At 42.5% G+C, this 24,620-nt stretch carries 19 protein-coding genes and 1 pseudogene; 4 read left to right on the forward strand and 16 right to left on the reverse strand.

Translation table 11 applies throughout. The features are described from left to right. Nucleotides 1–317: 317 nt before the first annotated feature. Nucleotides 318–758 carry a Dps family protein gene (locus tag ACLTD4_RS09450; RefSeq protein ID WP_082082497.1) on the reverse strand — a complete coding sequence of 147 codons (441 nt, stop codon included), beginning with the start codon at nucleotides 756–758 and terminating at the stop codon, nucleotides 318–320. 430 nt (nucleotides 759–1,188) lie between these two features. Between ACLTD4_RS09450 and ACLTD4_RS09455 the strand changes: the two genes are divergently transcribed. The 3 genes from ACLTD4_RS09455 (at nucleotide 1,189) to ACLTD4_RS09465 (ending at nucleotide 5,369) form a co-directional block, all read left to right on the forward strand. Continuing rightward, nucleotides 1,189–1,479, forward strand: coding sequence for a hypothetical protein (locus ACLTD4_RS09455; protein WP_319638389.1), 291 nt, complete (start codon nucleotides 1,189–1,191; stop codon nucleotides 1,477–1,479). 394 nt (nucleotides 1,480–1,873) lie between these two features. Beyond that, nucleotides 1,874–2,848 carry a choloylglycine hydrolase gene (gene bsh, locus ACLTD4_RS09460; RefSeq protein WP_092364887.1) on the forward strand — a complete coding sequence of 325 codons (975 nt, stop codon included), beginning with the start codon at nucleotides 1,874–1,876 and terminating at the stop codon, nucleotides 2,846–2,848. Between the two features lie 763 nt (nucleotides 2,849–3,611). Further along, nucleotides 3,612–5,369: a S8 family peptidase gene (locus tag ACLTD4_RS09465; protein ID WP_117634109.1), complete on the forward strand. Its 1,758-nt coding sequence runs from the start codon at nucleotides 3,612–3,614 to the stop codon at nucleotides 5,367–5,369. A 229-nt stretch (nucleotides 5,370–5,598) separates the two neighbouring features. Here the strand turns inward: ACLTD4_RS09465 and ACLTD4_RS09470 are convergent, their stop codons facing one another. From ACLTD4_RS09470 to ACLTD4_RS09505, 8 genes are all read right to left on the reverse strand, one after another. Continuing rightward, entirely contained in the window at nucleotides 5,599–5,988 is a 390-nt protein-coding gene (locus tag ACLTD4_RS09470; protein ID WP_092364881.1) for a hypothetical protein, read from the reverse strand. A gap of 1,398 nt (nucleotides 5,989–7,386) precedes the next feature. After that, the gene (locus tag ACLTD4_RS09475; RefSeq protein WP_117634108.1) at nucleotides 7,387–8,535 is read right to left on the reverse strand and encodes an ABC transporter substrate-binding protein; all 1,149 of its coding nucleotides are present in this window, start codon (nucleotides 8,533–8,535) and stop codon (nucleotides 7,387–7,389) included. 47 nt (nucleotides 8,536–8,582) lie between these two features. After that, nucleotides 8,583–9,599: an ABC transporter permease gene (locus tag ACLTD4_RS09480; protein ID WP_117634107.1), complete on the reverse strand. Its 1,017-nt coding sequence runs from the start codon at nucleotides 9,597–9,599 to the stop codon at nucleotides 8,583–8,585. Nucleotides 9,600–9,615: 16 nt separating this feature from the next. After that, nucleotides 9,616–11,109 carry a sugar ABC transporter ATP-binding protein gene (locus tag ACLTD4_RS09485; protein WP_112482572.1) on the reverse strand — a complete coding sequence of 498 codons (1,494 nt, stop codon included), beginning with the start codon at nucleotides 11,107–11,109 and terminating at the stop codon, nucleotides 9,616–9,618. Between the two features lie 50 nt (nucleotides 11,110–11,159). Beyond that, complete coding sequence (locus tag ACLTD4_RS09490; RefSeq protein ID WP_117634106.1) at nucleotides 11,160–11,609, reverse strand: RbsD/FucU family protein; 450 nt, start codon at nucleotides 11,607–11,609, stop codon at nucleotides 11,160–11,162. Then, on the reverse strand, nucleotides 11,603–12,307 hold the full coding sequence (locus tag ACLTD4_RS09495; protein WP_117634105.1) for a class II aldolase/adducin family protein: 705 nt from the start codon (nucleotides 12,305–12,307) through the stop codon (nucleotides 11,603–11,605). Before ACLTD4_RS09495 ends, ACLTD4_RS09490 begins: the two co-directional genes overlap by 7 nt. Nucleotides 12,308–12,344: 37 nt before the next feature. Then, a complete protein-coding gene (locus tag ACLTD4_RS09500) occupies nucleotides 12,345–13,814 on the reverse strand; it encodes a rhamnulokinase (protein WP_412331266.1) in 1,470 nt (489 codons plus the stop codon). A 12-nt stretch (nucleotides 13,815–13,826) separates the two neighbouring features. After that, entirely contained in the window at nucleotides 13,827–15,620 is a 1,794-nt protein-coding gene (locus ACLTD4_RS09505) for an L-fucose isomerase (RefSeq protein WP_117634103.1), read from the reverse strand. A 212-nt stretch (nucleotides 15,621–15,832) separates the two neighbouring features. On the opposite strand from ACLTD4_RS09505, the gene ACLTD4_RS09510 reads away from it, so the two are divergent. Beyond that, complete coding sequence (locus tag ACLTD4_RS09510; RefSeq protein WP_117634102.1) at nucleotides 15,833–16,684, forward strand: helix-turn-helix transcriptional regulator; 852 nt, start codon at nucleotides 15,833–15,835, stop codon at nucleotides 16,682–16,684. A gap of 684 nt (nucleotides 16,685–17,368) precedes the next feature. On the opposite strand, the gene ACLTD4_RS09515 is transcribed toward ACLTD4_RS09510, so the two are convergent. The 7 genes and pseudogenes from ACLTD4_RS09515 to ACLTD4_RS09545 all read right to left on the reverse strand — a co-directional run. Further along, on the reverse strand, nucleotides 17,369–17,701 hold the full coding sequence (locus ACLTD4_RS09515) for a hypothetical protein (protein WP_118077279.1): 333 nt from the start codon (nucleotides 17,699–17,701) through the stop codon (nucleotides 17,369–17,371). Nucleotides 17,702–18,403: 702 nt separating this feature from the next. After that, on the reverse strand, nucleotides 18,404–19,960 hold the full coding sequence (locus ACLTD4_RS09520) for an O-antigen ligase family protein (RefSeq protein ID WP_117634100.1): 1,557 nt from the start codon (nucleotides 19,958–19,960) through the stop codon (nucleotides 18,404–18,406). Between the two features lie 640 nt (nucleotides 19,961–20,600). Next, nucleotides 20,601–20,861 (reverse strand): HU family DNA-binding protein, encoded by a 261-nt coding sequence (locus tag ACLTD4_RS09525; protein WP_412331267.1) that lies wholly within the window; start codon nucleotides 20,859–20,861, stop codon nucleotides 20,601–20,603. Nucleotides 20,862–20,871: 10 nt separating this feature from the next. Beyond that, complete coding sequence (locus ACLTD4_RS09530; protein ID WP_117634097.1) at nucleotides 20,872–21,300, reverse strand: hypothetical protein; 429 nt, start codon at nucleotides 21,298–21,300, stop codon at nucleotides 20,872–20,874. Nucleotides 21,301–21,465: 165 nt separating this feature from the next. Next, nucleotides 21,466–21,885, reverse strand: coding sequence for a hypothetical protein (locus tag ACLTD4_RS09535; RefSeq protein WP_227146789.1), 420 nt, complete (start codon nucleotides 21,883–21,885; stop codon nucleotides 21,466–21,468). 175 nt (nucleotides 21,886–22,060) lie between these two features. Continuing rightward, a complete protein-coding gene (locus ACLTD4_RS09540) occupies nucleotides 22,061–22,615 on the reverse strand; it encodes a hypothetical protein (RefSeq protein WP_117634096.1) in 555 nt (184 codons plus the stop codon). 122 nt (nucleotides 22,616–22,737) lie between these two features. Further along, a pseudogene (locus ACLTD4_RS09545) lies at nucleotides 22,738–24,620 on the reverse strand (hypothetical protein); the annotation flags it as partial.

Consider the following 24,620-nt stretch of genomic DNA (forward strand, 5'->3'; position numbering starts at 1 on the left):
ATCGTTTCAAAAACTCATAGAGGTAGTAATAAGCGCCTACATTGAGCAATGTGGATACCACCGTCAGGCCGATTGCAAAATAGGCCAAAGGTCGCTGCTTTGGTACATAATATAGCAGTTTTTTGTATACCCCAAACATAGATACTCTCCTTTCTAGATGGATGCTGAAATCAATGTTAGTTAAGGATAACTCACGTATAATATTATCTCATTTATTTTTAAAGAAAAAAAAGAACTAGATGCAAGATTCAATCATTGACAATCAAATAGAGAACTATTCACGTTCTACGATAGTTCTCTATTTGAACATTTGCTTATTACTTCAACATAGATTGAATGAACCAAATTGTTTTGTTGTAATTTGCCACATCGTCTTCCATGTGGGCAACCACATCAAATTGATTCTCCTTGTCGGCCTGCTCACGAATGAAAGAAGCCTGGGTTCTGAGAGATTCCATATCTTTCAGAACCGTCTGCATCGCACTCTTGACATCCAACTCGACACTTTCCAACTCTGGAATTGTGGCAACTGACAAGTAACCCTTCATACTTGCCAAAGGGGCTTCTCCGTTCATTTTTAAAAGTTCTGCGATAGCATCGAGCACATCTGCAAGGGCATCATACAAGGTTTCCAGATATTCATGTGCCGCTTTAAACTGGCTCCCTACTACATTCCAATGAAGATTGTGTAATTTGATGTATGAGACACCAATGTTTGCAAGATATGCATTCACCTGAGTTGCAAGTTCTTTTTTCAAAATAACAGCCTCCTTTGATTTGAAATACATGGTTAGTCTAACTGCTCTTATGAAGTTAGTATAAACTAACCAAAAGAAAATGTCAATTCATTTTCCTATTCACGCTATTTACCCTATTATCCATATTGGGGCAAGTTTTTCACCTTTTATTCGCTAAAATAATTTTATAGAATGGGCCACAGTAGGAACGGTCAGGAAAGGTGAACGTCCCCAATCCAAAATAGCAGCGTTACCTTGATTCATACCGCTATCCATCACTTTCCCCGTCCACACTTTCGTACTCGTGAAACTGCTATCGAAAATGTAAAAAAGATGATTTATTGTGACAATCCTGCCTTCTGTGGTATCATGTATGCCTGCCTTTTCTATAGAAATTTATGTTTGACCAAAGTTGAGCAATTGAAAAATTATCCTTTATGAAGAGGCAATTATGTCATTTGACTATAAAAAAGAGTATAAATATTTTTATATACTGCAGAACAAATCATCTATCGTAACGGTTGCGAAAATAAACTGTATGGCTGTGAGGGGCAAAGATAATCTCAGCGATGAAAACGGTGAGTGTGTAGCATCCCGCAGTTTGCTGTGCGATATTGCATTTACCATTGTTCTTCCCCTTGATGGATTTTGGTTTCAGAACGCCATTACCAGAATTGACTATGCCCACAAGGGTAATTTTGAATTTATTTTATTTTTATCATTTGTTTGCCTGATTTCGTAACAAAGGCGGATTTTGATTGGGAGATTGAAGAAACAGCTTAGAAGAACAAACAAGATCTTACAAAGATTGAGTTTTTACCTATGACGAGGGTTAGTGTGTGTAATGTATTCACCTCAGTTCTTATGATGATGAATCCGAAACCATTTCCGCTAAGCTTGAATATACCGGGAAATATGATTATACTATTGACATTACGGATACTCTATCACCATGAGATTGATTTGTCCAATCCTCGCAAGCTAGCAACCGTGAAACTAAAAACCGTGGGGCACTATTCGATAAAACGAGTTAAACAATTTCCAATTCAGTGAGGCAAACAAGTCAGGATTTGCGATAATTAGGCATACGAATCTTATGATGAAATATTATGTAACGCAATGAAGGAGGAAGAATTATGTGTACAGCAGCAACTTATAAAACAAAAGATTTCTATTTTGGACGGACACTAGATTACGAAATCTCCTACGGTGAGACTGTTACAGTCACACCAAGAAATTTCAAATTGATGTTTCGAAGTGTGGCAACAATGGAGCATCATTTTGCCTTTATAGGAATGGCTCATATAACAGAAAATTATCCACTGTATTACGATGCTGTAAACGAAAAGGGTCTGTGTATTGCCGGTCTAAATTTTGTGGAAAATGCACATTATTGTGAAAAAGAAAAAGGTAAGGACAACATTGCCCAATGGGAATTTATTCCTTGGATCATGGGTCAGTGTACAACGGTGAATGAGGCGAGAAAACTGCTTGACAGAATCAACTTCTTGGCTGAACCGTTTAGTCCACATTTTCCTATAGCACAGCTCCATTGGATCATTTCGGATAAAAACAGCTCCATTACGGTAGAAAGTGTTAAGGACGGTATCTTTGTTTATGATAATCCTGTAGGTGTTCTCACCAATAATCCGCCTTTTCCGGTTCAAATTTTCAACTTGAACAACTATATGGGATTATCCATCGACACCCCTAAAAATTGTTTTTCCGAACATCTCAGTCTAAATGCATACAGCAGGGGCATGGGCGCTATCGGGCTCCCCGGAGACTTGTCATCTATGTCAAGATTTGTACGTGTGGCTTTTACAAAAATGAATTCACTATCCGAGAATGATGAAAAATCAAGCGTAAGCCAATTTTTCCATATATTAGGCTCCGTTGAACAGCAAAGAGGATGTTGCCGTTTGGCTAACGAGAAATATGAAATTTCCATTTACACTTCTTGCTGCAATGCCGACAAGGGTATTTACTACTATAAAACTTATGATCATCACAGCATTGTTGGTGTAGATATGAATCGGGAGGAGCTTAACGGTGAGGCACTCATTAGCTATAAGCTTATGACGGACAAAGCGTTGGAAATGCAAAATTGATAGATTCCAGTTTATCGAGAAGAGAGCAAAGCCCGCAAACAAGTGATAGGAAAGGTTAAGCGCCACTTTCTCTTCAAGCTTGCCTTCTGATTTGATTCTATAAAATCAGAAGGCAAGAACCAGCACTTATCTGAGAGTACTGCGACTCAGACAGATATGGGCGGAAAGAAACATTTGTTATTCTAAAAACGAGAACACAAACTGAATAATATACAGAAAAGGGGCTTTCAAAAAGCGATGAAAGAATGCCTCTTATCGGTAACATCATTAGGCCTTAAAAGACTGATAAAACGGTATAAGTAACCTTGTTTTGCCAGTCTTTCTATTTTGTTCCGTGAGAGGAGGAATGCAAAAATACCTCATGAAATGGATTTATCAACAGATACCTCTAAAAAGGCGTATTTTGACGCAAAACTACATCAGATTTTAAGTTTATGACACCATGCGAAACAGGTGGTTTTTTGTTTCGCGCATCCCCATTCCTCACTTCAGAAACTCCAACGAGAACTTGAAGTATGATGGATAAGAATCCCCCACTGTAATCCATAAGTTGTACTACAGAAAATAAGTCTTTAATTAGCAGTAGAAATATTGGCTATTAGATGGATCTCTGCGGCAAAAGAAACACTGGAGGCCATTGGGCAGTAATGCCAGATGGCAGTTTGCAGGTAAACTCTATTACTTGTTCGCTCATATTGTTAACTTATGAAAGGTTTTTTAAATTCAGCATATACTATTATCAAATACCTGAATGAGGTACATCATGGCAAGTTGTCCTTTTAACTCGGCTTCAGAGACCATCGCTGACTTTATTTACCGTCACGGGAGTCAGCAGCAATTTCCTGTCGATTCTGAAAATAATTTCTGCATGGATTTTGTAAGTACTGATTTTAGTATTATATACACTCCGCTAGATACTGTAAAGCCCCTCTCACTGAGCAAGTTTACCTATTACAGTATCCCTGGTCTGTACACACTTTTAGACAGTACCAGCATAGATGCTTCCGGTATTATGGCAACCCACGCATCGCCTGCCCTGAGCAATCGAGGACGAGGCGTTATAATCGGCATCATAGATACGGGAATTGACTATACCAATCCCCTTTTTCGCAATTCAGATGGTACCACTAGAATTATCAGTATTTGGGATCAGAGTCTTCCAAATAATAAAAGCACTCTTCCTGCCGGCGTACCTAATCGCTATCATACCAGCGGGGCAATCTACGGCACGGAATATATTCAGAAACAAATTAACGAGGCATTGGAATCTGATTTTCCTCTTACCGTGGTGCCTTCTACTGATACCAACGGACACGGAACTTTTTTGGCAGGTATTGCCGCCGGAGGAACCCTGCCCCAGCAGGTTTTTACTGGAGCTGCCCCAGAATGCGAACTAATAATCGTCAAATTAAAACCAGCCAAGCAATATTTGCGTGATTTTTACCTTATCAGTAGTGACGCTGATGCTTATCAAGAAAATGATATTATGATGGGCATTAAGTACCTGCGTGTGGAGGCAATTAGACATAGAAAACCTCTGGTCATTCTATTGGGAATCGGGTCTAACCTGGGTAGTCATGAGGGAACATCTCCGCTTAACATGATGATTCAGGATATTAGCAGAAATCTGGGAATGTCCACAGTAATGGCAGCAGGCAATGAAACTGGCCGAGGTCATCACTACATGGGCTCTATACCTACGAGTGAATCGTCCATTGACGTGGAAATCCGAGTTGGAAATCTGGAATCTCAGCGAGGATTTGTAGCTGAACTCTGGGCTGGTACCGCTGATACATATTCCGTAGGATTTATCTCACCCAGTGGTGAATCCATAATCCGTATTCCTATTATAGGCAGAAACGAAACTTCTATCCATTTCCTTTTAGAACCTACGGTCATTACGGTTAATTATCAATTAATTGAGACGGGGGCCGGTAAACAGCTTGTTTTTATGCGTTTTGAAGCCCCTACGAAGGGAATTTGGAAAATACGCGTATATAGTACCCAGTCTCTAACAGGACAATTTAATATGTGGCTTCCAGCCCATAACCTAATTTCTGACGAAACCACGTTTCTGTCCCCCAACCCTTATACTACCTTAACTCTACCAGGAGATTCTCCCTCTCCAATCACAGTAGGCGCCTACAATCATTCTAATAACAGCATCTACATTCATTCCAGCCGTGGGTACACAATAGGTGGATTAATTAAACCAGATTTAGCGGCTCCCGGAGTTAATGTGAACGGACCAGATATTGGATATAGAAACGGAACCTCTATCCCCATGACTACCAGAACAGGAACCTCGGTCGCTGCTGCCCATGTTGCTGGGGCAGTCGCTAATCTTTTAAGCTGGGGTATTGTAGAAAGACATAACACAACAATGAGCGAAGCATCTGTTAAAGCTTTTTTAATACGAGGAGCAAAACGAAATCCAGCCCTATCATATCCCAACAGGGAATGGGGATATGGGGCTCTGGATTTATATGAAACATTTTTACGGTTAAGAGAAGTAAGGTGAGTCCTTTTATTAAATGGAATGATTGGACACTAGGGGAAACGAGCATAACCTTTAAGGAAGTCAACCCTCTCATGTTTGATTGACTTCCTTGTATTCCCATCCTAGAGTGTATTTGAAAATCATCCCCCTCCAAAAACAACCGATTGTAGACACCGAATACACCTTCCACATTTTCATCACATTTATGATGTAAGACAGGCTACAAGCGATCATTCAGAGTTAGCATCCATTACTCCTTTGTAACAGAAACTATAGTTCCTGTAAATGCTTCTACTTGTTCCAGATTTCCTGTATAAACTACCGAAACCATGTCTCCGTCCTTAACCGCAGACAGTCCCTCTGGTTTTTTACTTTCAAAAGTAAGTGCATATTCTACTCCATCCTTATCAGTAATAACAAACATAAAATCCTTAATATCGCTAATTTCTCCTGTTATTACAGACTCTTCCTCTGTCATGGCATCACTACCAGATGGTTGAACAGCGGATGTATCTTCCGGGCTCTGAGAATTAATCATCTGTGATGGTTCGATAGAAGGAGTTACACTTCCCTGCCCTGAACACCCTGTAGCTAGCATTAAGGTTGCACAAATTGTGAAAAATACATTTCTTTTTTTCATAGTCTACGACCTCCCTTTTGAGTTTCATACTATTAGACGAAATATATATTTAAAAAGTTGCAACCTTTTTGTTTTGAATTGAAAACTATAAAATTAATAAATTAAAAATCATTACTGAATTAGGTCGTTTGGAAGGCGTTACAAATATCTCCAAAATGGAGCCGTTGCAGATAAATTGAATCCTGCCAATTATGAGGTATCATTTGGCTATGGTTTCCGCAAAATTATTGAAAACATTTATTTAAACATACCAAAGCATACTACATGTGCAATTGTAGCCCCGTCAGGAGTCGGAAAACAACACTATGCAATCTATTCGCACGTTTCTGAGATGTTCAAGAAGATTCTATTTGCATTGGTAGACAAAGTGTGAAAAATTATACTGCTGACAGTGTGCTTGACTGTATTAATATGGTCTTTCATAAGATTTATCTATTCAATGACACAATCAAAAATAATATTAAATTCGATATGCCCAAAGCAACACTTGATGAAGTAATGGAAGCAGCAAAAAAGCTTGCTGCTATGATTTCATTATGTCTTTGCCTGATGAATATCAGACCGTGATTGGAGAAAGTGAAGCTACATTATCTTGCGGTAAAAATAGAGACTTTCTATTGCCCAGGCAATTTAAAAAAATGAACCCATCGTCATTTTTGATGAAGATACTTCCAGTGTTGACTTGATCAAATCATTGTAATTTATAATGGGCAAGTCAGACAAAAGGGCACTCACAAACGGCTTAGACAAGAGGATGGTATTTACAAGAATTTCCTTAAATTTCGTGTGGAAGCAAGCGGTTGGCAATTATAAAAATTTCCTTTGCACTTTTCTTATAAAAATTAATCAATGAAAAATTCTATGCTACGTATACAGGAATATCGGTTCATTGATTCTGCATTATCAGCGTACTGTCAGCAAAAATACTTACGCCAATCCTCTTTATGAGATTTCCAGTTTCTATTGCTGTAAGTAGAAAAAGTTTATTTGTTAACAGCTCAAAATTGAAACAGACTCCAGTTGACAACTATAATGTAAATTTCCGCCTATTTGAACTTGGCCCTATCGAATTAAGATAATTATTAAAAATTGAGAAGGCAATAATAATCCGATAGTATCCCTGCTCTCTCTTTTTGTTTTATTGTATTTTTCATCCACATTGTTGATTCATGTTTTTTAGCAAATCTGATTTCTCCGCAATCTGCTCAAGACATTTCATTTCCTTGTTTGATAGCTTACTATAACCCTATCTATTCTATCTTTAGCTCTAATAAAACGTTTCTTCACATAGGACGATTATCTGAAAAATTCGAACACTTAGAATACCGCTATATACCAAACGGTACAGCCAGCCGTCTAATCAATTTATGATTAAACAGCTGGCTAATACAATTTTACTTATTTATAGAGACACGGAGCTACTTCCGCTGAATCCATGTTAGTGCTGTCATACCACAGTGCACCAGTATCAACATCCTCTACCGGTTCTCCTTTGGCTGCCTTGGCTGCCAGGGTAACCGCCTGATATCCAATCTGTACCGGATTCTGCGTGATGGAACCTGCTAAGACACCACTCTTGATAGCATCAAGCTGGATGGCGCCTGAGTCAAATCCAACGCCGATTACTTTATCTACCCCCAGCACCTGAAGACTCTCATTAGCTGTCACCAGATTCTTGGCTGTAAATTCGTTGGACGCATAAATGGCAATCAGATCATTTTTATTCAACAGGGTATTGGCCACAGTCACACAAGCCGCATCATCCACAGTTGCCGGAATGCCTACATCGATAATCACCTTTGCTCCGTCAACTGCCTTATTATATTTATCATGGCCTACTACCATGCATTTATCCTCGCCAACCACGGTACGCATTTTGTCTATGAAACCGCCCGTCCGTTCTCCTATAGACTGGGATGTCGCATCTTGGGAGACAACGCCGATTCTGACCTCTTCTGCTGGATCTGTTACCTTATCCTTAATCATTTCATACAATTTCTCCGCGGCCAGACCGCCCGCTACATAGTTATCCGTAGCAGCATTAGCCACAATGGAACCTACAGGGGCATCCGGCACACCGGAATCAAACCCTACAATCGGAATATTTGCTGCCTGAGCATTGGAAATTGCATCCAGGGACGCCTGTGTATCCAAAGCCGCCAGGCAGATGGCGCTTGGAGCCTTGTTGACCGCATTATTTAACTGCTCAATCTGCTCAGCGACTGCACTCTCACTGGCTGGCCCTACAAAATTGGTGGACTTAAGCCCCAAATCCTTTGCAGCCTGCTCTGATCCCATCTTTACCGCTTTCCAAAAATCATGCTGGAAGCCTTTTGCCACAATCTCAACCGTGACATCACTGTAGTCCACAGCCCCATCTGCCTTGGCTGCCTCCGTATCCCCTGCCGTTGTGTCTTTTACCTCTGTCTCCGGAGCGGCCGCTGCTGCAGCTGTCGTGGCAGGCGCGCTGGCTCCACTGGAGCAGCCCATTACCATCGTGGAAACTATTGCTGCGCAGATGACTGTACTTAATAATCTTATCTTCATGAATAAACCTCCTTTTATTATCCCACTTTGCGGGTTATTAGTGTGTATCAATCCTTCCCCTGTTTCCTTCTATTCAAAACATCTACAAATACGGCTATGATCAACACAAATCCAGTAATCAGCAGCTGATAATGTGGCTGTACTCCCACAAAGGGAAGGCCTGTCTTCAAAACGGACATAATAAAAACACCGATTAAAGTCCCCGATATGGAACCCACGCCACCTGCCAGGGATGTTCCGCCGATTACAACTCCGGCGATTGCATCCAGTTCAAATCCATTTCCGGTTCCAGGCATGAGTGTGGAGTATACAGCTGCATAAGACACACCTGCCAGCCCGGCAAACAGACCGCTTATGACATAAGCCAAAGTCTCCCACTTTACCACATTTACACCGGAAAGCCGGGTCGCCTCCTTATTACTCCCAAGAGACAGTATATAGCGTCCCGGACGCGCCTTGTTGAGAAGGATTGCCATCAGGATTGCAAGTATAATCAGCAGTATGAATCCCGTGGGGATACCTGCCTGCGGAAGCCCTGCCCCTTTTAATTTAAAAATACCTCTGAATGAGCCGCCCGGCGCCGAAGCCTGCGGAAAGGTCACGGTTGCCGTATTTGTCACAATCGAACCCAGGCCTCTGGTAATCATCATAGTTCCCAGTGTGGCAATAAAGGCCGGAAGCCTCATGACAGATACCATAAGTCCATTGGCAAGTCCGAACAGGCCTCCCATCAATATGGCCAGGATAACGCACAGCGGCATAGGCAGTCCCAGTTTTGTATACAGCGTTCCTGAAATCAAGGAACAGCAGATACAGACCGTACCAATGGATAAGTCGATTCCTCCGGTGATGATTACAAATGTTACACCTATGGCCATAAAACCAATATAATAGGACGAATCAAAAATGCTGACCAGTGTGCTGTATTTTGCAAAATTGTCCCCGAAAATCCAGAAGAACATGAATAATACAATCAGCGCAATGACTGCCACCAATTTCTGAGTACCGATGGCTTTGAACAATCCATTCGGCTCCTTTTTTACCTGATTCCCATTATTTGACATGTCTTTAACCTCCCATTTAATCTCTCAGTGTAGCGGCATGCATGATTTTTTCCTGGGTAGCTTCTTCTATGCTAATTTCTCCTGTTTTACGGCCCTCACACATAATCAGGATACGGTCACTCATTCGCAGCACTTCCGTCAGTTCAGAGGATATCATGATAATGGACTTCCCCTGCTTTACAAGATTATTCATCAATGTATAAATCTCGCTTTTTGCTCCTACATCGATACCCCTTGTGGGTTCGTCAAATATCAGGATGTCGCAGTTTCTGGTAAGCCATTTTGCAATGACCACTTTCTGTTGGTTACCTCCCGACAGGTTGCGCACCTGCTGTTCTACGGATGGTGTCTTGGTCTTTAATGCCTCCACATATTGTTCCGCGGTTTCTTTTTCCGCTTTCTTATCAATAAACAGGCCTTTGCAGAATGCTTTCAGAGAAGCCATTGTCGTATTCTCGGCTACCGTTTTCTCAATGATCACACCATAGCGCTTGCGGTCCTCCGACAGATATCCAATCCCGGCGTCAACCGCGTCCTGTGGGTTCTTGATATCCACCCGTTTTCCATTCACATAAATATCACCGCTGTCTCTCCTGTCAGCACCAAAGATAGCCCTGGCTGTCTCCGTCCTTCCGGCTCCCATGAGTCCTGAAAAACCCAGGATTTCTCCTTTGCGAAGTTCAAAGCTTACATCTTTTACTGTTTTCCCAACATTCAGGTGTTCAACCTTCAGCACCACCGGGGCATCCGGCTTTACATTGCTGAAACTCTTAGGCTCCTCATACACCGTGCGTCCTACCATCATCTGGATGATGTCGTCTTTCGTGGAATCCTTGGTTGTCAGCGTACCCACATATTCCCCGTCCCTCATAACCGTTACCCTGTCAGTAATCTGGTTAATCTCATCCATGCGGTGGGAAATGTATACAATTCCGATATCCTTGGCTCTTAGGTCACGGATGATTTTGAACAGCTCGCTGATTTCTGAATCTGTCAGCGCGGCAGTCGGTTCATCAAATACGATTATCTTGGCATCTGTTGAGATTGCCTTGGCTATCTCACACATCTGCTGGCGCCCCACCGTCAGCCTCCCCATTGTTTCCCTTGGGTCAATCCTGATATTCAGTAATCCGAACAGCTTTTCTGCCTCTTCTACCATCCTGCGGTCATTAATCAGCTTTCCATTCATTTTTTCTTTGCCGATAAAGATATTCTGGGCCACCGTTAAGTGGTTCATCATGTTTAATTCCTGATGCACAATCACAATGCCGGCGTCCTGCGCTTCCCTGGGACTTTTAAACTCCACCTGGCGCCCCTCATACACAATAGTACCGCTGTCTTTGCTGTAGATTCCCGTCAATATCTTCATGAGGGTGGATTTTCCGGCACCATTCTCACCCATCAGTGCATGGACCTCGCCCTTTTTAAGTTCCAGACAGGCATTTTTTAACGCATGCACCCCTACAAAGGACTTATCAATGTCTTTCATGGTCAGAATTACTTCTCCCACATCATCACCTTCCATTTCTTTACTAATTGCACTGTTTTGACGGAACCCATTTACAGGCCCTGGTCGGTAACTACCCCTTTTTGCAGCATGATATTGGCATAAAGCGCTTTCTCGCTGGTGGCGATAATTGCATAAGCTTTCTTTGCCTCCTCGTAGAACGCGAACCGCTCTATATGGCCAATGGCCCTTCTGCCCCTGCTGTCACACGCTTCCACCAATGTCATGTATTGATCCCAGATCGGTGTTTCAACCGTATCCCCGTCCGTTACCGACATCAGGCAGACAGGGTGTTCTGTGTAGGTGTCCAGGGGAAAAAGCGAGAGAATTGCTTCCAGTATCTCCGGCACGCCGTGGCCTTCCATATGTATGACATGGGCATCCCTGCCCATGGACTCTGCCGGGAAATTCCCATCGGCAATCACAATCCGGTCGCTGTGACCCATTTCACATAATATCTTTAACAGTTCAGGAGATAATATATGGGGTATTCCTCTTAGCATCTGTTTTCCCCCTGTTTACTGTATTTTTTATAACCGGGGTGCCTGCCGGTTACCCCATATCCTTTCCTCATTGAGATAAGGCGGTCAATATTTTCCCTGGATATTTCCTGTGCACCTCCCAGCATTCTGGCGTTAAGGCTGATTTTTGCAAAGAGTTCCAGTGTTTCCATGCGGTAATAAGCGGTAATCACATCAGCCCCCACGGTCAAAGCTCCATGATTCTGAAGGAGCATTGCATCATGTTCCCCCAGATAAGGCGCTATGTTATCCGGTACTTCGTAAGTGGAAGGGGTTCCGTAAGGCGTTACCGGAATTGAACCCAGAGCAATTACCGTCTCAATCATAGAGTACTCGTCCAACGGCACATTGGCTACCGCGTATCCGGTGGCCACAGGCGGGTGGGCGTGAAGCACGGAATTTACATCCTCACGCTCTTTATAGCAGCGGAGATGCATCTTAATCTCTGAAGAGGGCCTGTATCCGGGAAGGCCTTCCAACACCTCGCCTTTCCCATCGATACGAACCAGTTTTTCCGGTGTGATGAAACTTTTGCTCATTCCGGTGGGAGTGGCAAGAAAGGTTCTGTCATCCAGCCTGGCGGACACGTTGCCGTCATTGGCTGCCACCCAGCCAAGCTGCCACATCTTATGGCACACATCGCAAATCTGTTCCCTTAGTTCCATATAGCTTAATTCCATAATACCTCCTTATTTTCCAGGTTGCCCCGGCCTTTGGTCATTCCAGCATTTTTTTATATTGTCCGTATACCTGCTCCCATTGAGCTGCATCTTTCGGCTCATAGATATTTACCTTGGCGGAAGCCCCTACGACACTTCTCACCTGAGCCAGATCCCTAAGTTCTCCTGTCGCAAGCAGCTGCATAGACGCGTTACCCAGTACGGTAGCCTCCACCGGTCCGGCAATCACCGGACAATGACACGCATTGGCCGTCATCTGGCAGAGAAGTTCGCTCTGTGTTCCACCACCCACCATATGAATAGCAGGGTACTCTCTTCCGGTACACATCTTAATTTCTTCCAATGCCATGCGGTACTTAAGTGCCAAGCTCTCATTAATGCATCTCACAAGCTCTGCCTCATTCTCAGGTGCCTTTTGCCCGCTTTTACGGCAGTAACGCCGAATTCTTTCAGGAATATTTCCAGCCGGAACAAACTCTGGTGCATCCGGGTCAATCAGAGCTTTAAATGGCTTTGCATCTGCCGCCATTTGCTCCAGATGTCCGAAACTGTATTCCTTTCCCTCACGAATCCACTGTCTCCTGCTTTCCTGGACCAGCCACAGCCCGATAATATTCTTTAGGAAGGAAATCCTTCCCTGGCACCCGCCTTCGTTTGTGATATTCAGCCGTTCTGACAACCCGTTGATAACAGGTTCGTCCAGTTCTGTGCCAAACAGCGACCATGTCCCGCAGCTGATGAAGATGAAATCCTTATCCCTGGCAGGAACAGCCGCAAGCGCACTCTGCGTGTCATGTCCTGCCACAGCAATCACTTCTGCAGGCTCAATCCCCAGTTCCTGGCAAATCCCGTTCTTCATGAGACCAAGCCTTGTTCCGCATGGAACGATACTGCCCAGGATCCTTTTCGGGATACCGAGACTTTCCAACACTTCCTTTGACCACATTTTAGTACGGGCATCCAGCATCTGCGTGGTGGACGCAATGGAGTACTCGCTGACCTGCGCCCCACATAGATAATAATTAAATAAGTCCGGCATCAACAGAAGTCTGGAAGTTCCCTCCAGAAGCCCGGGCCGCTTTTCCAGCAGAGCCAAAAGCTGGAATACCGTGTTAATCTCCATAAATTGGCTGCCCGTAATCTGATAAAAGCGTTCCTTATCCATCTTTCCAAAACTCTTTTCAAGCATCCCTGCGGTCCGCGCATCTCGGTAGTGCACCGGATTTTCTAAAAGATTTCCCTCCTTATCAATCAGGCCGAAATCCACGCCCCAGGTATCCACGCCGATGCTGTCAATCTTTCCATACTTCTTTGCTTTCATCAGTCCCTGCTTCACTTCATAAAACAGCCGCAGGAAATCCCAGTACATGGTTCCGTTTAATATAACCGGATCATTGGGGAAACGATGGATTTCCTGTATAGATATCCGGTTCCCATCAAAGTTTCCCAGCATTACCCTTCCACTGGAAGCACCGAAATCCACTGCCAGTACATTTTTATGGCTCATAGACACACCGCCTTACTTATATAAAGGCCCATAAGCCGCACAGGCACGGAAATCCTGTCCCTCTTTGTCCATTCCAAATGCGTTCCAGGCTGCAGGACGGAATATTTTTTCCTCAGGCACATTGTGCATGCTGACAGGAATCCTTAAGATTGAGCAGAGTGTAATAAGGTCCGCCCCAATATGTCCATAGCTGATTGCACCGTGGTTAGCTCCCCAGTTATTCATCACGTCATACGCGGAGGCAAATGCTCCCCGGCCTGTCACCCTGGGCGCAAACCAGGTGCACGGCCATGTGTAGTCCGTTCTCTTCCATAAGATGTCAGTTACATCGTCCGGCAATTTTACGGTCCAGCCTTCTGCAATCTGCAGCATAGGCCCCAGTCCCTTTACCAGGTTTAAGCGGATCATCGTACATGGCATCTGGGCTTCTGTAACATATCTGGAAGAATAGCCGCCGCCTCTGAAATACCCAAAATCAGCCTCATTCCATGTGGTTGCTTCCAACATTGCCTTCTGATCGTCCGCCGTCACCTCATACCATGGCTTCATGACCGGCTGTCCGTCTTCATCCAGGGCTTTACCCGTGGCATCCAAACAGGCCGCTCCGGAATTGATCAGATGCAGGAAACCGCCTGCTTCCTTTGCGACCCCTTCCAAATCATATCCGGACGCTTTCTTAACAGCCTCCGGGCTCCAGTACGTACGCACATCCGCGAAAATCTGCGCCCTGTTGGTGAGCAGCTTCATGAACAGCATACCCAGCCCATTTAATGTGTCATTTTCAGTAGCCAGTATGTATGGCTCCCTTGCGCCGTTCCAGTCAAAGGAGGAATTCAGCATGGACTCAGCGAAGTCACCATTGGGGTAAAAATCTGTCCACTGTCTCTGTCCCTGGAAGCCTGCGGCAATGGCATTGTGTCCGATCCGCTCTTCCTCCCGCCCCTCTGGCAGATTGGGATTCCCATTCATCAAATCCTTGATGATGCACATCATCTTAACTACGAATTCCCAATCCCTATCCTTCTGTTCCCGGGTCTTCTGAACTTCGGGAGGGTTCTTGTCAAAACCTTCCTTACAATTTGCCTTTGTCCATGCAAGGGCCTTTTCAAACTCTTTTTTATCGTATATTTCCTCACTCATACGGCGGATCAGTTCCACTTCGTCTACGGATTCCACCCGCATCCCGAGATATTCCTCAATAAATGCCGGGTCTATGATGGAACCTCCAATTCCCATGCAGATAGAACCTATCTGGAGATATGACTTTCCCCTCATGGTAGCGGCAGCCACTGCGGCGCGTCCAAAACGGAGAAGTTTTTCTTTTACATCCTCAGATATACTTGTATCATCAGCATCCTGAACATCATGTCCATAGATACCAAAAGCCGGAAGCCCCTTCTGCGCATGGGTAGCCAGTACAGAGGCGAGATATACGGCACCGGGTCTCTCCGTTCCGTTAAATCCCCACACGCCCTTGATTGTATGCGGATCCATGTCCATGGTCTCTGCACCGTAACACCAGCATGGGGTCACAGTCAGGGTAATATCCACTCCGGCTCTGCGGAATTTATCCGCGCAGGCCGCGCTTTCCCCCGCCCGTCCAATGGTGGAATCCGCAATCACTACGTTTACCGGTTCTCCATTGCTGTAAAAAAGATTTTCCCTAAACAGGGCCGCCGCGCTTTTGGCCATGTTCATGGTTTGTTCTTCCAGAGATTCCCTTACTTTCATATATCCCTGTCTTCCGTCTATTGTGGGTCTAATGCCGATAACCGGATAAGACCCAACCAATCTGCTTGCTGCCATAGAGTTTTCCTCCTTTTTAATTTTAGATTGTTATTATTCTAATTTCTTTGCGCTCTTTTTACATAATTGGATTATACTATTGATATTCCCCTATTTGCTGTGATATAATGGCAAAAAATATAATAATATTCATTTTTTTAGTCATTTTATCCATCTATTTACTTTACCGTTCTGTATTTATAGTTATTTTTACACTTTCAGGAGGGCGCAGTATGCACTATTTGGACTATAATGAAAAAAAGCAACATGGGACTCTGGATTTTCCTATCGAATATTATCATGTAGATAAGCACCATCCCCGTTATAACATGCCATTCCACTGTCATAAAGAGTTGGAAATCATCCGGATTTTGGAGGGTATCCTCTATTTAAAGTTAGATGATGAAGAATTTGAAGCTCAAGCAGGGGATATTATTTTTATTAATGAGGGGGTTATTCATGGCGGTTTGCCTCATAATTGCATTTATGAATGTATTGTGTTCGATATCCAGCGTCTCCTCATGCACACAGATACCTGTCGGTTTTATATCCGCCTTATTACAAAGCACCAGATTATCGTACAGAATCATTTTACAAAAAACAATCATTCCTTACATCGAATCGTCAACCATCTTTTCATATCCATGCAGCATAGTGAGCCTGGAAGCGAATTGATAACCATGGGCACTTTATTCGAACTTTTCGGAATCATCTACCAGAAAAGGCTTTATCAGGATAAGGTTGATGATACAAAATCTTCCAGAAAGATGATGCAGCTCAAACCTGTGTTGGAATACATAGACAGTAATTACGGGCAGACCATTACACTGAATGAATTGTCCAGAATCGCCGGGATGTCTCCCAAATATTTCTGCAGCTATTTTCATTCTATCATTCACAGAACCCCCATTGATTACTTGAACTACTATCGTATTGAGCGCGCCTGCAGCGAATTAAGTACCTCTGATTTAACCTTGACAGAAGTAGCCTATAGATGTGGTTTTAGCGATGTATGCTATTTTATCAAAACATTTAAACGGTATAAAGGAATTACACCACACCGGTATTGCATGAATATTAGATAGCCCCCCAAATTGTCCGAAAACTTCTTTTTAAGCATAAGTTAAGCCTCTTTTCCTCCTTGTGTCATTGCAAGCATAATAAACACATATTTTAAAAGAAAAGAGGCTTCTGTCCCCAACATTAACTCCATCATTTTTCCAAATCCCCAAAAAAGGGGAGACTGTCCGAAAACTAAAAATCAGACAGATCGAATCACAAAATATAGTAACAGGTAATATAAACAACAACGAAGTGATGTGGTCTGAAAATTTTAAAAAGGAGTTTTCGGACAGCCTGATTTTTGGGGGTGATGGGGGTATTCTTTCTATATTGTGTCCCACACCAAAGAACGCAACCTCTCCTGTTACCTTCCTCAGTCCTCTTAAGAGGAAGTATGTGGCTCCCATTGATCTTTTTATCGTTCCAAACAGATAATCCGACAAAACACATCTTTTGATACATCAATTCTATACTGAGCTTCAGGAATAACTTTACTACTTTTACCTTTCTAGAACCGACTTTTGGTTCCTGGCTAGCCTTCTTACATTCCTGCTCCTCTGCCTTCTACACTCCCTACATGGCTTTTTCAGCTTACCCTTTGGAAAAACAATTTTTTTCCATTCGTCATTTCCCTTATAACTCTTGTTTCTATTCTTACAGTGTTTACACACACTTTTGTTAGCATATCGGATATTCCCATCTTTCCATTATGTGGGGATAATCACATTTTCCAGGCAGCAGATTAGGGCTTCCTCCTGTTCATAGCCCTTGTCCGCTGTCATTTCAAGGATTCTTTCCGGCTTTTCTTTCAGGATCCCTTCCGTGGTTGGACCCAGCAGTTCATGAACGGTTACCTGGTTCGCCATTTTAAAATACCGGATCAGATGGTTTTCTAAGTTTACTGCTTTTGGGAGATTGTATGACACCGCAAAATCATTTTTCATGAATCTTTCATCTGCATTCGTCACGAATATCTGAGATTCACCCGTTTCCTCCATGATTTTCTGGTAGATTTCTTCTAATTCCTCCTTCTCATCCATTTCTTTCAGAATCCACAGATACTCACCTGTATGTCTGTTCAGCCATTTGATTCGGTCATCCAGCTTATTTTTTCTTATTAAACAAACACGAGACGCGGTTATAAAACCTCTCAGGAAAGCGAACCGCCATAGGGGGCTGTAAATTAAGCCCAAAATGAGGTAGCCGCTATGACTGAGAAGGCAAAAAATGAAAGCGCTATTAATTTCACCTGTACATGCTGTATACAGGCAGTAATATAACAACCAGAAACAATGGTAACACTTATTACATTACAAGAATACTATGCGTAGATACTACAAAAATGCGAGCTGCAGTGATCACCTTCCGGCTACCGCGTCCCGCATTTTTGTATTAACCGATAAATCTATTAGCCTTCCCCACTTCATCGAATCATACTCTGTTGCAGAGCGTTTTTGTCCATTTAAATCTCCATTCCGCCGCCCTTCAGTTGGCGCACAAATAATAATGAAAGTGATTCACACCTCCAAGTTTTCGTGTTACAATAGACTTGATTATAAAGGCATCCCGGCATCAGTATCAGATGCACCCACCCGTTTGTTTATTGATGTGCAGGTGCGCCTCTCTACTTAGGTGGGAATACTCTTTAATGCGGTTCATTATGTGAGCCTATTTTTTGTGTCTATTTCACGATTTTGGCTCAATTTGCTTTCTTTCACACTACTCCTCTTGTAGTCTCTCTATTACTCTGATATTTTATCCGTTCCGTTTTGAACGGATATTCCCACCACTAAAAGTGTAAACGTAACTGGAAATACAATCGGGACTCCTATATTTACAACTGCCTGGGCCGCATAGCAGCTAACGGCATATACAATTGACATAACTGAAGTCTCCCTTTTTGAAGCCTTTATTATTTCGATTATAGAAGACACTAATAAAAAAAAATAGGAAACTAGCCCGACTATCCCAATAGTGATTAGATATTGTAAATACTCATTATGGGCACTATCAAATATTTCATTATAACGAGCAATCATTTCTCTATAATAGCTTTGTGTAACAATTCCAAATGTATCGGGACCGGAGCCAAACATCTTTCTAAGAGGTAAGTATTTCATGTAACATTCAATACCAATCCTCCAGATGTAACCCCTATGTGTTCCCCATTCATCATTAATCAATAAATAATCCTTTAATTTCCCATACTGTTGTCCATTCCCCATTCGTGTCGCATCGAACGTCATATATATAAGTGCAGCTATCGCCAGGATTAACATCATTCCCCAAATTCGTCTGCATGTACATATTCCGCACACGTCTTTGTATTTCTTCCGAATAAATCTCTCTAATATATATAGGAAAATGGTGCATCCCCACAATGCTGCCACTACGAAAACAAGCCAATCACCCCCGACTATCAAGCGGAATAAACCACCTATCGGCAACACATGCAATGCATACATTTTATCAATCACGCCAATTGCCATAAATTCTGTACTGATCATAGATATTAAAAGCATATATTGTTTTAAGCCATACATATCACGAAACGCGTATAATGGAAGAAAAAGCACTATGACTCCTATTGTCAAATATGCATTATCACTATTCCCCGTAACCAATGCAAATAATGATAGAATAACTGTAAATACATACCATGATTTTCTGGCTATATTTCTCTCTCTTACAAATAATGTAGTACTCATACCAAATATAAGTGCTACATAAGAGGCATATGTATTAATATTCCCAACTGTAGAGATAAAAGAAGTGTAATGGTTTGCATGAATATCTTTTTTTAACCCAAATGGATCGAGAAGAAAATATTGCATAATTCCAATTGAGCAAACAACCATTCCCGTAACAAGAAAAGCCTCCAGATACCATCTCTTAAATTTCAAACAATGGCCAAGCGTAAAGAAACTAATACCGCATATCAAATACAAAAAAGTCCCCATAAAACGGCCCTCTGTCCCCCAAAATGCCTCGAAACGATAATCAGACAAAACGCAAGATAACACAACCGAAAACAAAAAGCTAATCATTGCCCAATCAGATTTTCTGAGCTTTGGCGTCATTTCAATCGTTCCTTTATTTAGCCAAAGAACGATAAGAGTCAATAGCAGCATGACTGTTGCCATGCAAATAACTGTGCCACAATAAAAATAATATTTTGTATCTAATATATCAAAATAGTAATCATGAAATACCAGAGGTAGTATCGAAATAATGATTACTGTAGTTATACAGGCAATCACCTCATTTGCCAGTTTCCATCGTTTCATTAAATCCTTCATATACACACCCTCCTAGTATTCGGGCGCTAACTCGCACCTTCTACACGTTTCATAGTCCCAATTCATTCACCTAAACCAGGGATGCAGCTGCATTACAGAGTAGCCCCGTGATATACCATGATCTTCTTTTTTATACTCCCTCTGTCTACTACACCTGTCATTATGTATGCCAATGTACCATGCCACCTTCATCTTGTAGTTCTATAGCAGCTATATTTCTCTTTCTCATTCTTTCTTCTCTTATTTTGTATAATGTTCAATGATGTAGTTCTTCCGCAAAATCTACATGTAAATACAATCTTACTTGTGAAAATATCTCTTCCCGTTCCCTCTATCGTTGCCAGATTTTTTCCACAATATTGGCACTTAATATTCATTCCCTCTCCTTATTAACTTACGTTACAAATTCTACGGTCTTACGAAGGCTTCCGACACATCTTACTATACCATGCCATAGATGCAATATTTAAAGTCACTGCTATGACTCTAAATATTGCATCTATTATTTGGCTAAAGAATCTACTGAAAAATTGATACTCGTTTCGTATTTACCAGCTCACGCAAAGCACCTTGTCACCGATATGCACTACGTTCTGCTTCTCCACTTGCAAAAATCTATGATATGGTATGCGGCCAACACCTATCCTTGATTTCCCTGATTTACCTCCCTCTTCAATATGGAACCCGCGCGGATTATGGGAACCCTACGCGGTTTAATCTCGATTGCTTCTCCGGTTCTGGGATTTCTTTCCTGACGTCCTGCAACCGCAAAAGTTCCACCCCACATCAAGCGCACATCCCCTGTTTTTAATTCCTCAAAGATAGAGTCAATGATCCCATTTAGTGCATTCTCACTTTGACAGATGGTCAAGCCTGATTTCTCAGAAACTTTTTCAACCAGTTCTTCCTATTCATTTTGCTGCTCCTTTTTCACTATTTTTTGTTATCATATCATCCATTTTTTCTTTCGCTAAGCTTTTTAGCTGTTCCCTGCCAGGTACAAATAATGCATGTGGGTACAGTTTATCTGAAAATTCTATGCCCCTATCCATTTGAAACAAGATTTTCACTTCTGCATTAAACGCAAATGCCTTTTCTGTCATTTCCAAATAAACGAAACCAGGCAGATGGTCCGTCACAATTATGATGTCAAATCCTCCAGGAACGAATGACATCACCCGCAGAAGCGTTTCTTGATTTTTTGCCAACATCATGCTAATCTTGTAATCTAATTCAGCTTCAAGACCAATCAAAAAATCTCTAAATTCCCACAAAACATCATTCCTGCTTCCAAGCACCCCTATATTAATTTCTGCCTCTCCTGTAGATTTCCACCTCATAAACCATACCTCTTATATAAAAATTTGCAATCGCTGCATGCACTCCTTCCTGACCAGTTAGTCTTCCAACCTACACACCTCTGTTTTGCAACATATTCTTTTGACTTGGAGCCATCATTTCTGATTACCAGTCCATGAGAAGCCGGATCATAACATTTGATTATTTTAGTCTTTATGATCGTTTGAGGTATCTGGCTCTTGCATAGATGCATCTGAAGCAGGCTTATATTGTATCGTACAAGTCAGACCGAATGCCCTATTTACCAATTTAGATGCTATGGGAATTCTTGCATCTGAGTCTTTTGACACTTTCCCTATTGCGATAAGTCCAATGATTAACAAAAGAAAAGAGAGAATGCCGCTGATAAGACCAACGATTCCAGAGAAAGCAATTCCTAAGATAGGTATAGCATATAGCCCTGAAAAAATATTCGTTACGCATGATATGATACATTCCACAAGAGCAAGAAAAAATGCCTGCATGACCTGTTTTGTAAGCCATTCATCCTTTTGAATCACAATAACAAAACCAAGCAACATACCGCATAATAAAGTTTGTCCTAAAATTGCTAATACAAATGCCAACACTGCATAAAAAGAAATTCAAATATTAAATCTGTCTTTTCTCATTAAAAATCCCCTTCCTTGCTCAAAGCGATATATTTTGACGAATAATCCATAGTTCTGTATCCTATTTATGAAAACCAAACAATACAGTCCCATCCTATTTTTACATATGACTATAAATAGCCATTATTCATCATGGTGTCTCTACTGTTTCCTGTTCTTTTCTGGTATTCCCATTATAACCTCTGTTCTTATTCTTTTCATTTCGCATATACTCATATTCACGCAGCATTCTCATCAGTTCCAATGCACTCCGAAATGAAACGCCGTTTCCGCCGCTGCATTTTCCTTTTATGCGTCCCTGCATACTGGAAAACTGACGCTGATGAATTTCAATAATCAATGTTTCACACGCGCTTATACCTAAAGCCATAAAGCTATCCATATTTTGAATATTTGTACAGTATTTCATTGGAATATGCTCTTTGTCCAGTTCTCGCTTCTCATATGCTCTTTTCATATAAGCGGTCAAAAACCTTGGTTCTGTTGTCGCCATAGGCCGTTGAAATTTCGCGCATAATGTATCTATTTTCAGTCCCAAATCCAGTATGCCGGTAAATGCCACGGGTTCCTTTAAATAAAAATTTACAATGTCCCCACTTAATTCTCCCTGTTTATTTTTAATACAAATGAGAAATATACCTACACGGTCCGTGTTTTCCAGTGTATAAAAATCACTTTCTTCCATATCGATCACCTCATCATATTCCTTTCATCGGTCATAGCTTCATATGCCTCATCGCATAACAGCATAGGATAATTCTGCCCCGTAATGCCATCACAGCACTACAGGGCAGAATTGAATCTCACTTAAGGTGTTTCCCGAGTCCAGGCTCCGTTTTCGTCAACCTGGTATCCATCTGGTGTCATCTCATTTATGTACAGAGACCCCAATGGACGGCCATTCTGATTCGTATATTCCCATCGTTTCGATCCCTCATTAAACGTCCAGGTCTTCTGCTGGCTATCAGCGGTTAGATAATACCATATTCCGTCAATCTTCTGCCAACCCATCAGCATAACTCCGGTAAACGGACTCAAATAATACCATCTGCCATCGTCATCATCATAGTGCCATCCCTTTGTCATTCGGCCAAACCAGCCATCGTGTACATTGGACAGGAAATACCAGTTATCTGTATCCTGGTCCAAAAACCAGCCACTGTCCATAATACCCTCACGGTCAAAATGATAGGTGGCAATCTGGCTGCTTCCATTATAATTGTATCGTATATTGGCCCAGCTGTCTTTGATACGTGTTCCACTGTTTAATACAAAGGCCCACTTATGGTTAGTCTGATCAACATTATTCCATATGCCCTCGGTGCCATCTAAATACGTACGGTAACTGTTTTCTGCGCCATCACTGCCCGGTCCATGTCCTCCGCCGGAAAAACCTTTTGAACCGCCTGAGCCACCGGCACCGCCGGAACCACCAGAACCGCCGGAACCACCAGAACCACCAGAACCGCCAGAACCGCCGGAACCACCAGAACCACCAGAACCGCCAGAACCACCAGAACCACCAGAACCGCCACTGCTAATACTGTCTACCAGTGCTTTCAGTGTATCAAAGGCACTTTCCAGGTCGTCAACTGAAGGTCTGGGCAGACGGTTCAGCACTTCAACAGCCTCATCCACAGCCTCAGTAAGGGCATCTCTGTCTTCTGCGCTTACAGACCCATTATTCTTCAGGGCATTGGCGATATTAATCTCCTCCTGCAGCCTTTCTTTTGCTTCCTGCCATTGGGTATCGTCTTCAGGTTCATAGACAGCATACAGTTTCAAATCTCTTGTCACAGGATCTGAAGTATCATACATCCCTCCTCCAGACTGACGTTTCGACAGGCCTGTAAACTCATACGCTATGCCTGTAACGGAATCCGTATAGCCTTCATGAATATCTAAATCCATATAGTCTTCCGTATCATCCAAAGACCTGCCATCCCTTACCTTAAATGTATGGACCTGCCCCTTTCCGGTATCTATAATGGTCACTTCATACGCTTTATAATAACTAAATACCAGAGTATCACCGATATTAGCTTCAAAGGCAAAGCTTCCAGTAAAGTCTTCATTTTCATTCGGGTCAGGTGTCATCAGGACTTCTTCACAGGTCGTATCACCATCAGCCTCTCCAAAATCAATTTTCCATAACCTGTATTCCAGATTTCCCAAAAGACTGGTGTCTATTTTTCCAAACACTTTAATCGCTGGAGTCAGATTTGCGTCCTCCACCAGTGGTTTATTGGTTCCATCCACCTTTCGCGTAAGTCCGATATCCAGACTCCATGGTGTCTTAACGCTCTCCCCGTCATCCACTTCCTGCCTCACAGCTTCCGAAGCAGATGCCACCGGTGCATGTCGGTCAAACTTAACTGTATAAGCTATCCGCTGCCCGTTTGAAAGCGCTGTGCTATCCTCATCGTTATCCACCAGTTCTTCCTTTAATTCCTGAAGCGCTTCCTCTGACTTGTCCAGGGCAAATATCCCGTTTTTGGGTGAATAATCCACCGTTGCATTGGAGGCAGTCGCTACAGGAGGCGTTTCATACATGGCCTGGAGGATTACATCTCCCGCTGTCATTTCCACGGTCTGATTTCTTCTGGTCAGGTATGAGATATGCAAATTACCAATCTGTACTTCCCATTGTTTAAATGACTGCCCAGAAGGATTCATATCCTCCGCAGATA

The sequence above is a fragment of the Hungatella sp. genome (assembly GCF_046966825.1).

Excerpts from the sequence above, each read along its gene's own strand:
- ACLTD4_RS09495 (WP_117634105.1), bottom strand. The coding sequence starts at position 12,307 with ATGGAATTAAGCTATATGGAACTAAGGGAACAGATTTGCGATGTGTGC.
- ACLTD4_RS09520 (WP_117634100.1), bottom strand. The coding sequence starts at position 19,960 with ATGAAGGATTTAATGAAACGATGGAAACTGGCAAATGAGGTGATTGCC.
- ACLTD4_RS09475 (WP_117634108.1), bottom strand. The coding sequence starts at position 8,535 with ATGAAGATAAGATTATTAAGTACAGTCATCTGCGCAGCAATAGTTTCC.
- ACLTD4_RS09455 (WP_319638389.1), top strand. The coding sequence starts at position 1,189 with ATGTCATTTGACTATAAAAAAGAGTATAAATATTTTTATATACTGCAG.
- ACLTD4_RS09505 (WP_117634103.1), bottom strand. The coding sequence starts at position 15,620 with ATGGCAGCAAGCAGATTGGTTGGGTCTTATCCGGTTATCGGCATTAGA.
- ACLTD4_RS09500 (WP_412331266.1), bottom strand. The coding sequence starts at position 13,814 with ATGAGCCATAAAAATGTACTGGCAGTGGATTTCGGTGCTTCCAGTGGA.
- ACLTD4_RS09510 (WP_117634102.1), top strand. The coding sequence starts at position 15,833 with ATGCACTATTTGGACTATAATGAAAAAAAGCAACATGGGACTCTGGAT.
- ACLTD4_RS09540 (WP_117634096.1), bottom strand. The coding sequence starts at position 22,615 with ATGGAAGAAAGTGATTTTTATACACTGGAAAACACGGACCGTGTAGGT.
- bsh (WP_092364887.1), top strand. The coding sequence starts at position 1,874 with ATGTGTACAGCAGCAACTTATAAAACAAAAGATTTCTATTTTGGACGG.
- ACLTD4_RS09490 (WP_117634106.1), bottom strand. The coding sequence starts at position 11,609 with ATGCTAAGAGGAATACCCCATATATTATCTCCTGAACTGTTAAAGATA.
- ACLTD4_RS09470 (WP_092364881.1), bottom strand. The coding sequence starts at position 5,988 with ATGAAAAAAAGAAATGTATTTTTCACAATTTGTGCAACCTTAATGCTA.
- ACLTD4_RS09465 (WP_117634109.1), top strand. The coding sequence starts at position 3,612 with ATGGCAAGTTGTCCTTTTAACTCGGCTTCAGAGACCATCGCTGACTTT.
- ACLTD4_RS09480 (WP_117634107.1), bottom strand. The coding sequence starts at position 9,599 with ATGTCAAATAATGGGAATCAGGTAAAAAAGGAGCCGAATGGATTGTTC.
- ACLTD4_RS09515 (WP_118077279.1), bottom strand. The coding sequence starts at position 17,701 with ATGGATGAGAAGGAGGAATTAGAAGAAATCTACCAGAAAATCATGGAG.
- ACLTD4_RS09530 (WP_117634097.1), bottom strand. The coding sequence starts at position 21,300 with ATGAGGTGGAAATCTACAGGAGAGGCAGAAATTAATATAGGGGTGCTT.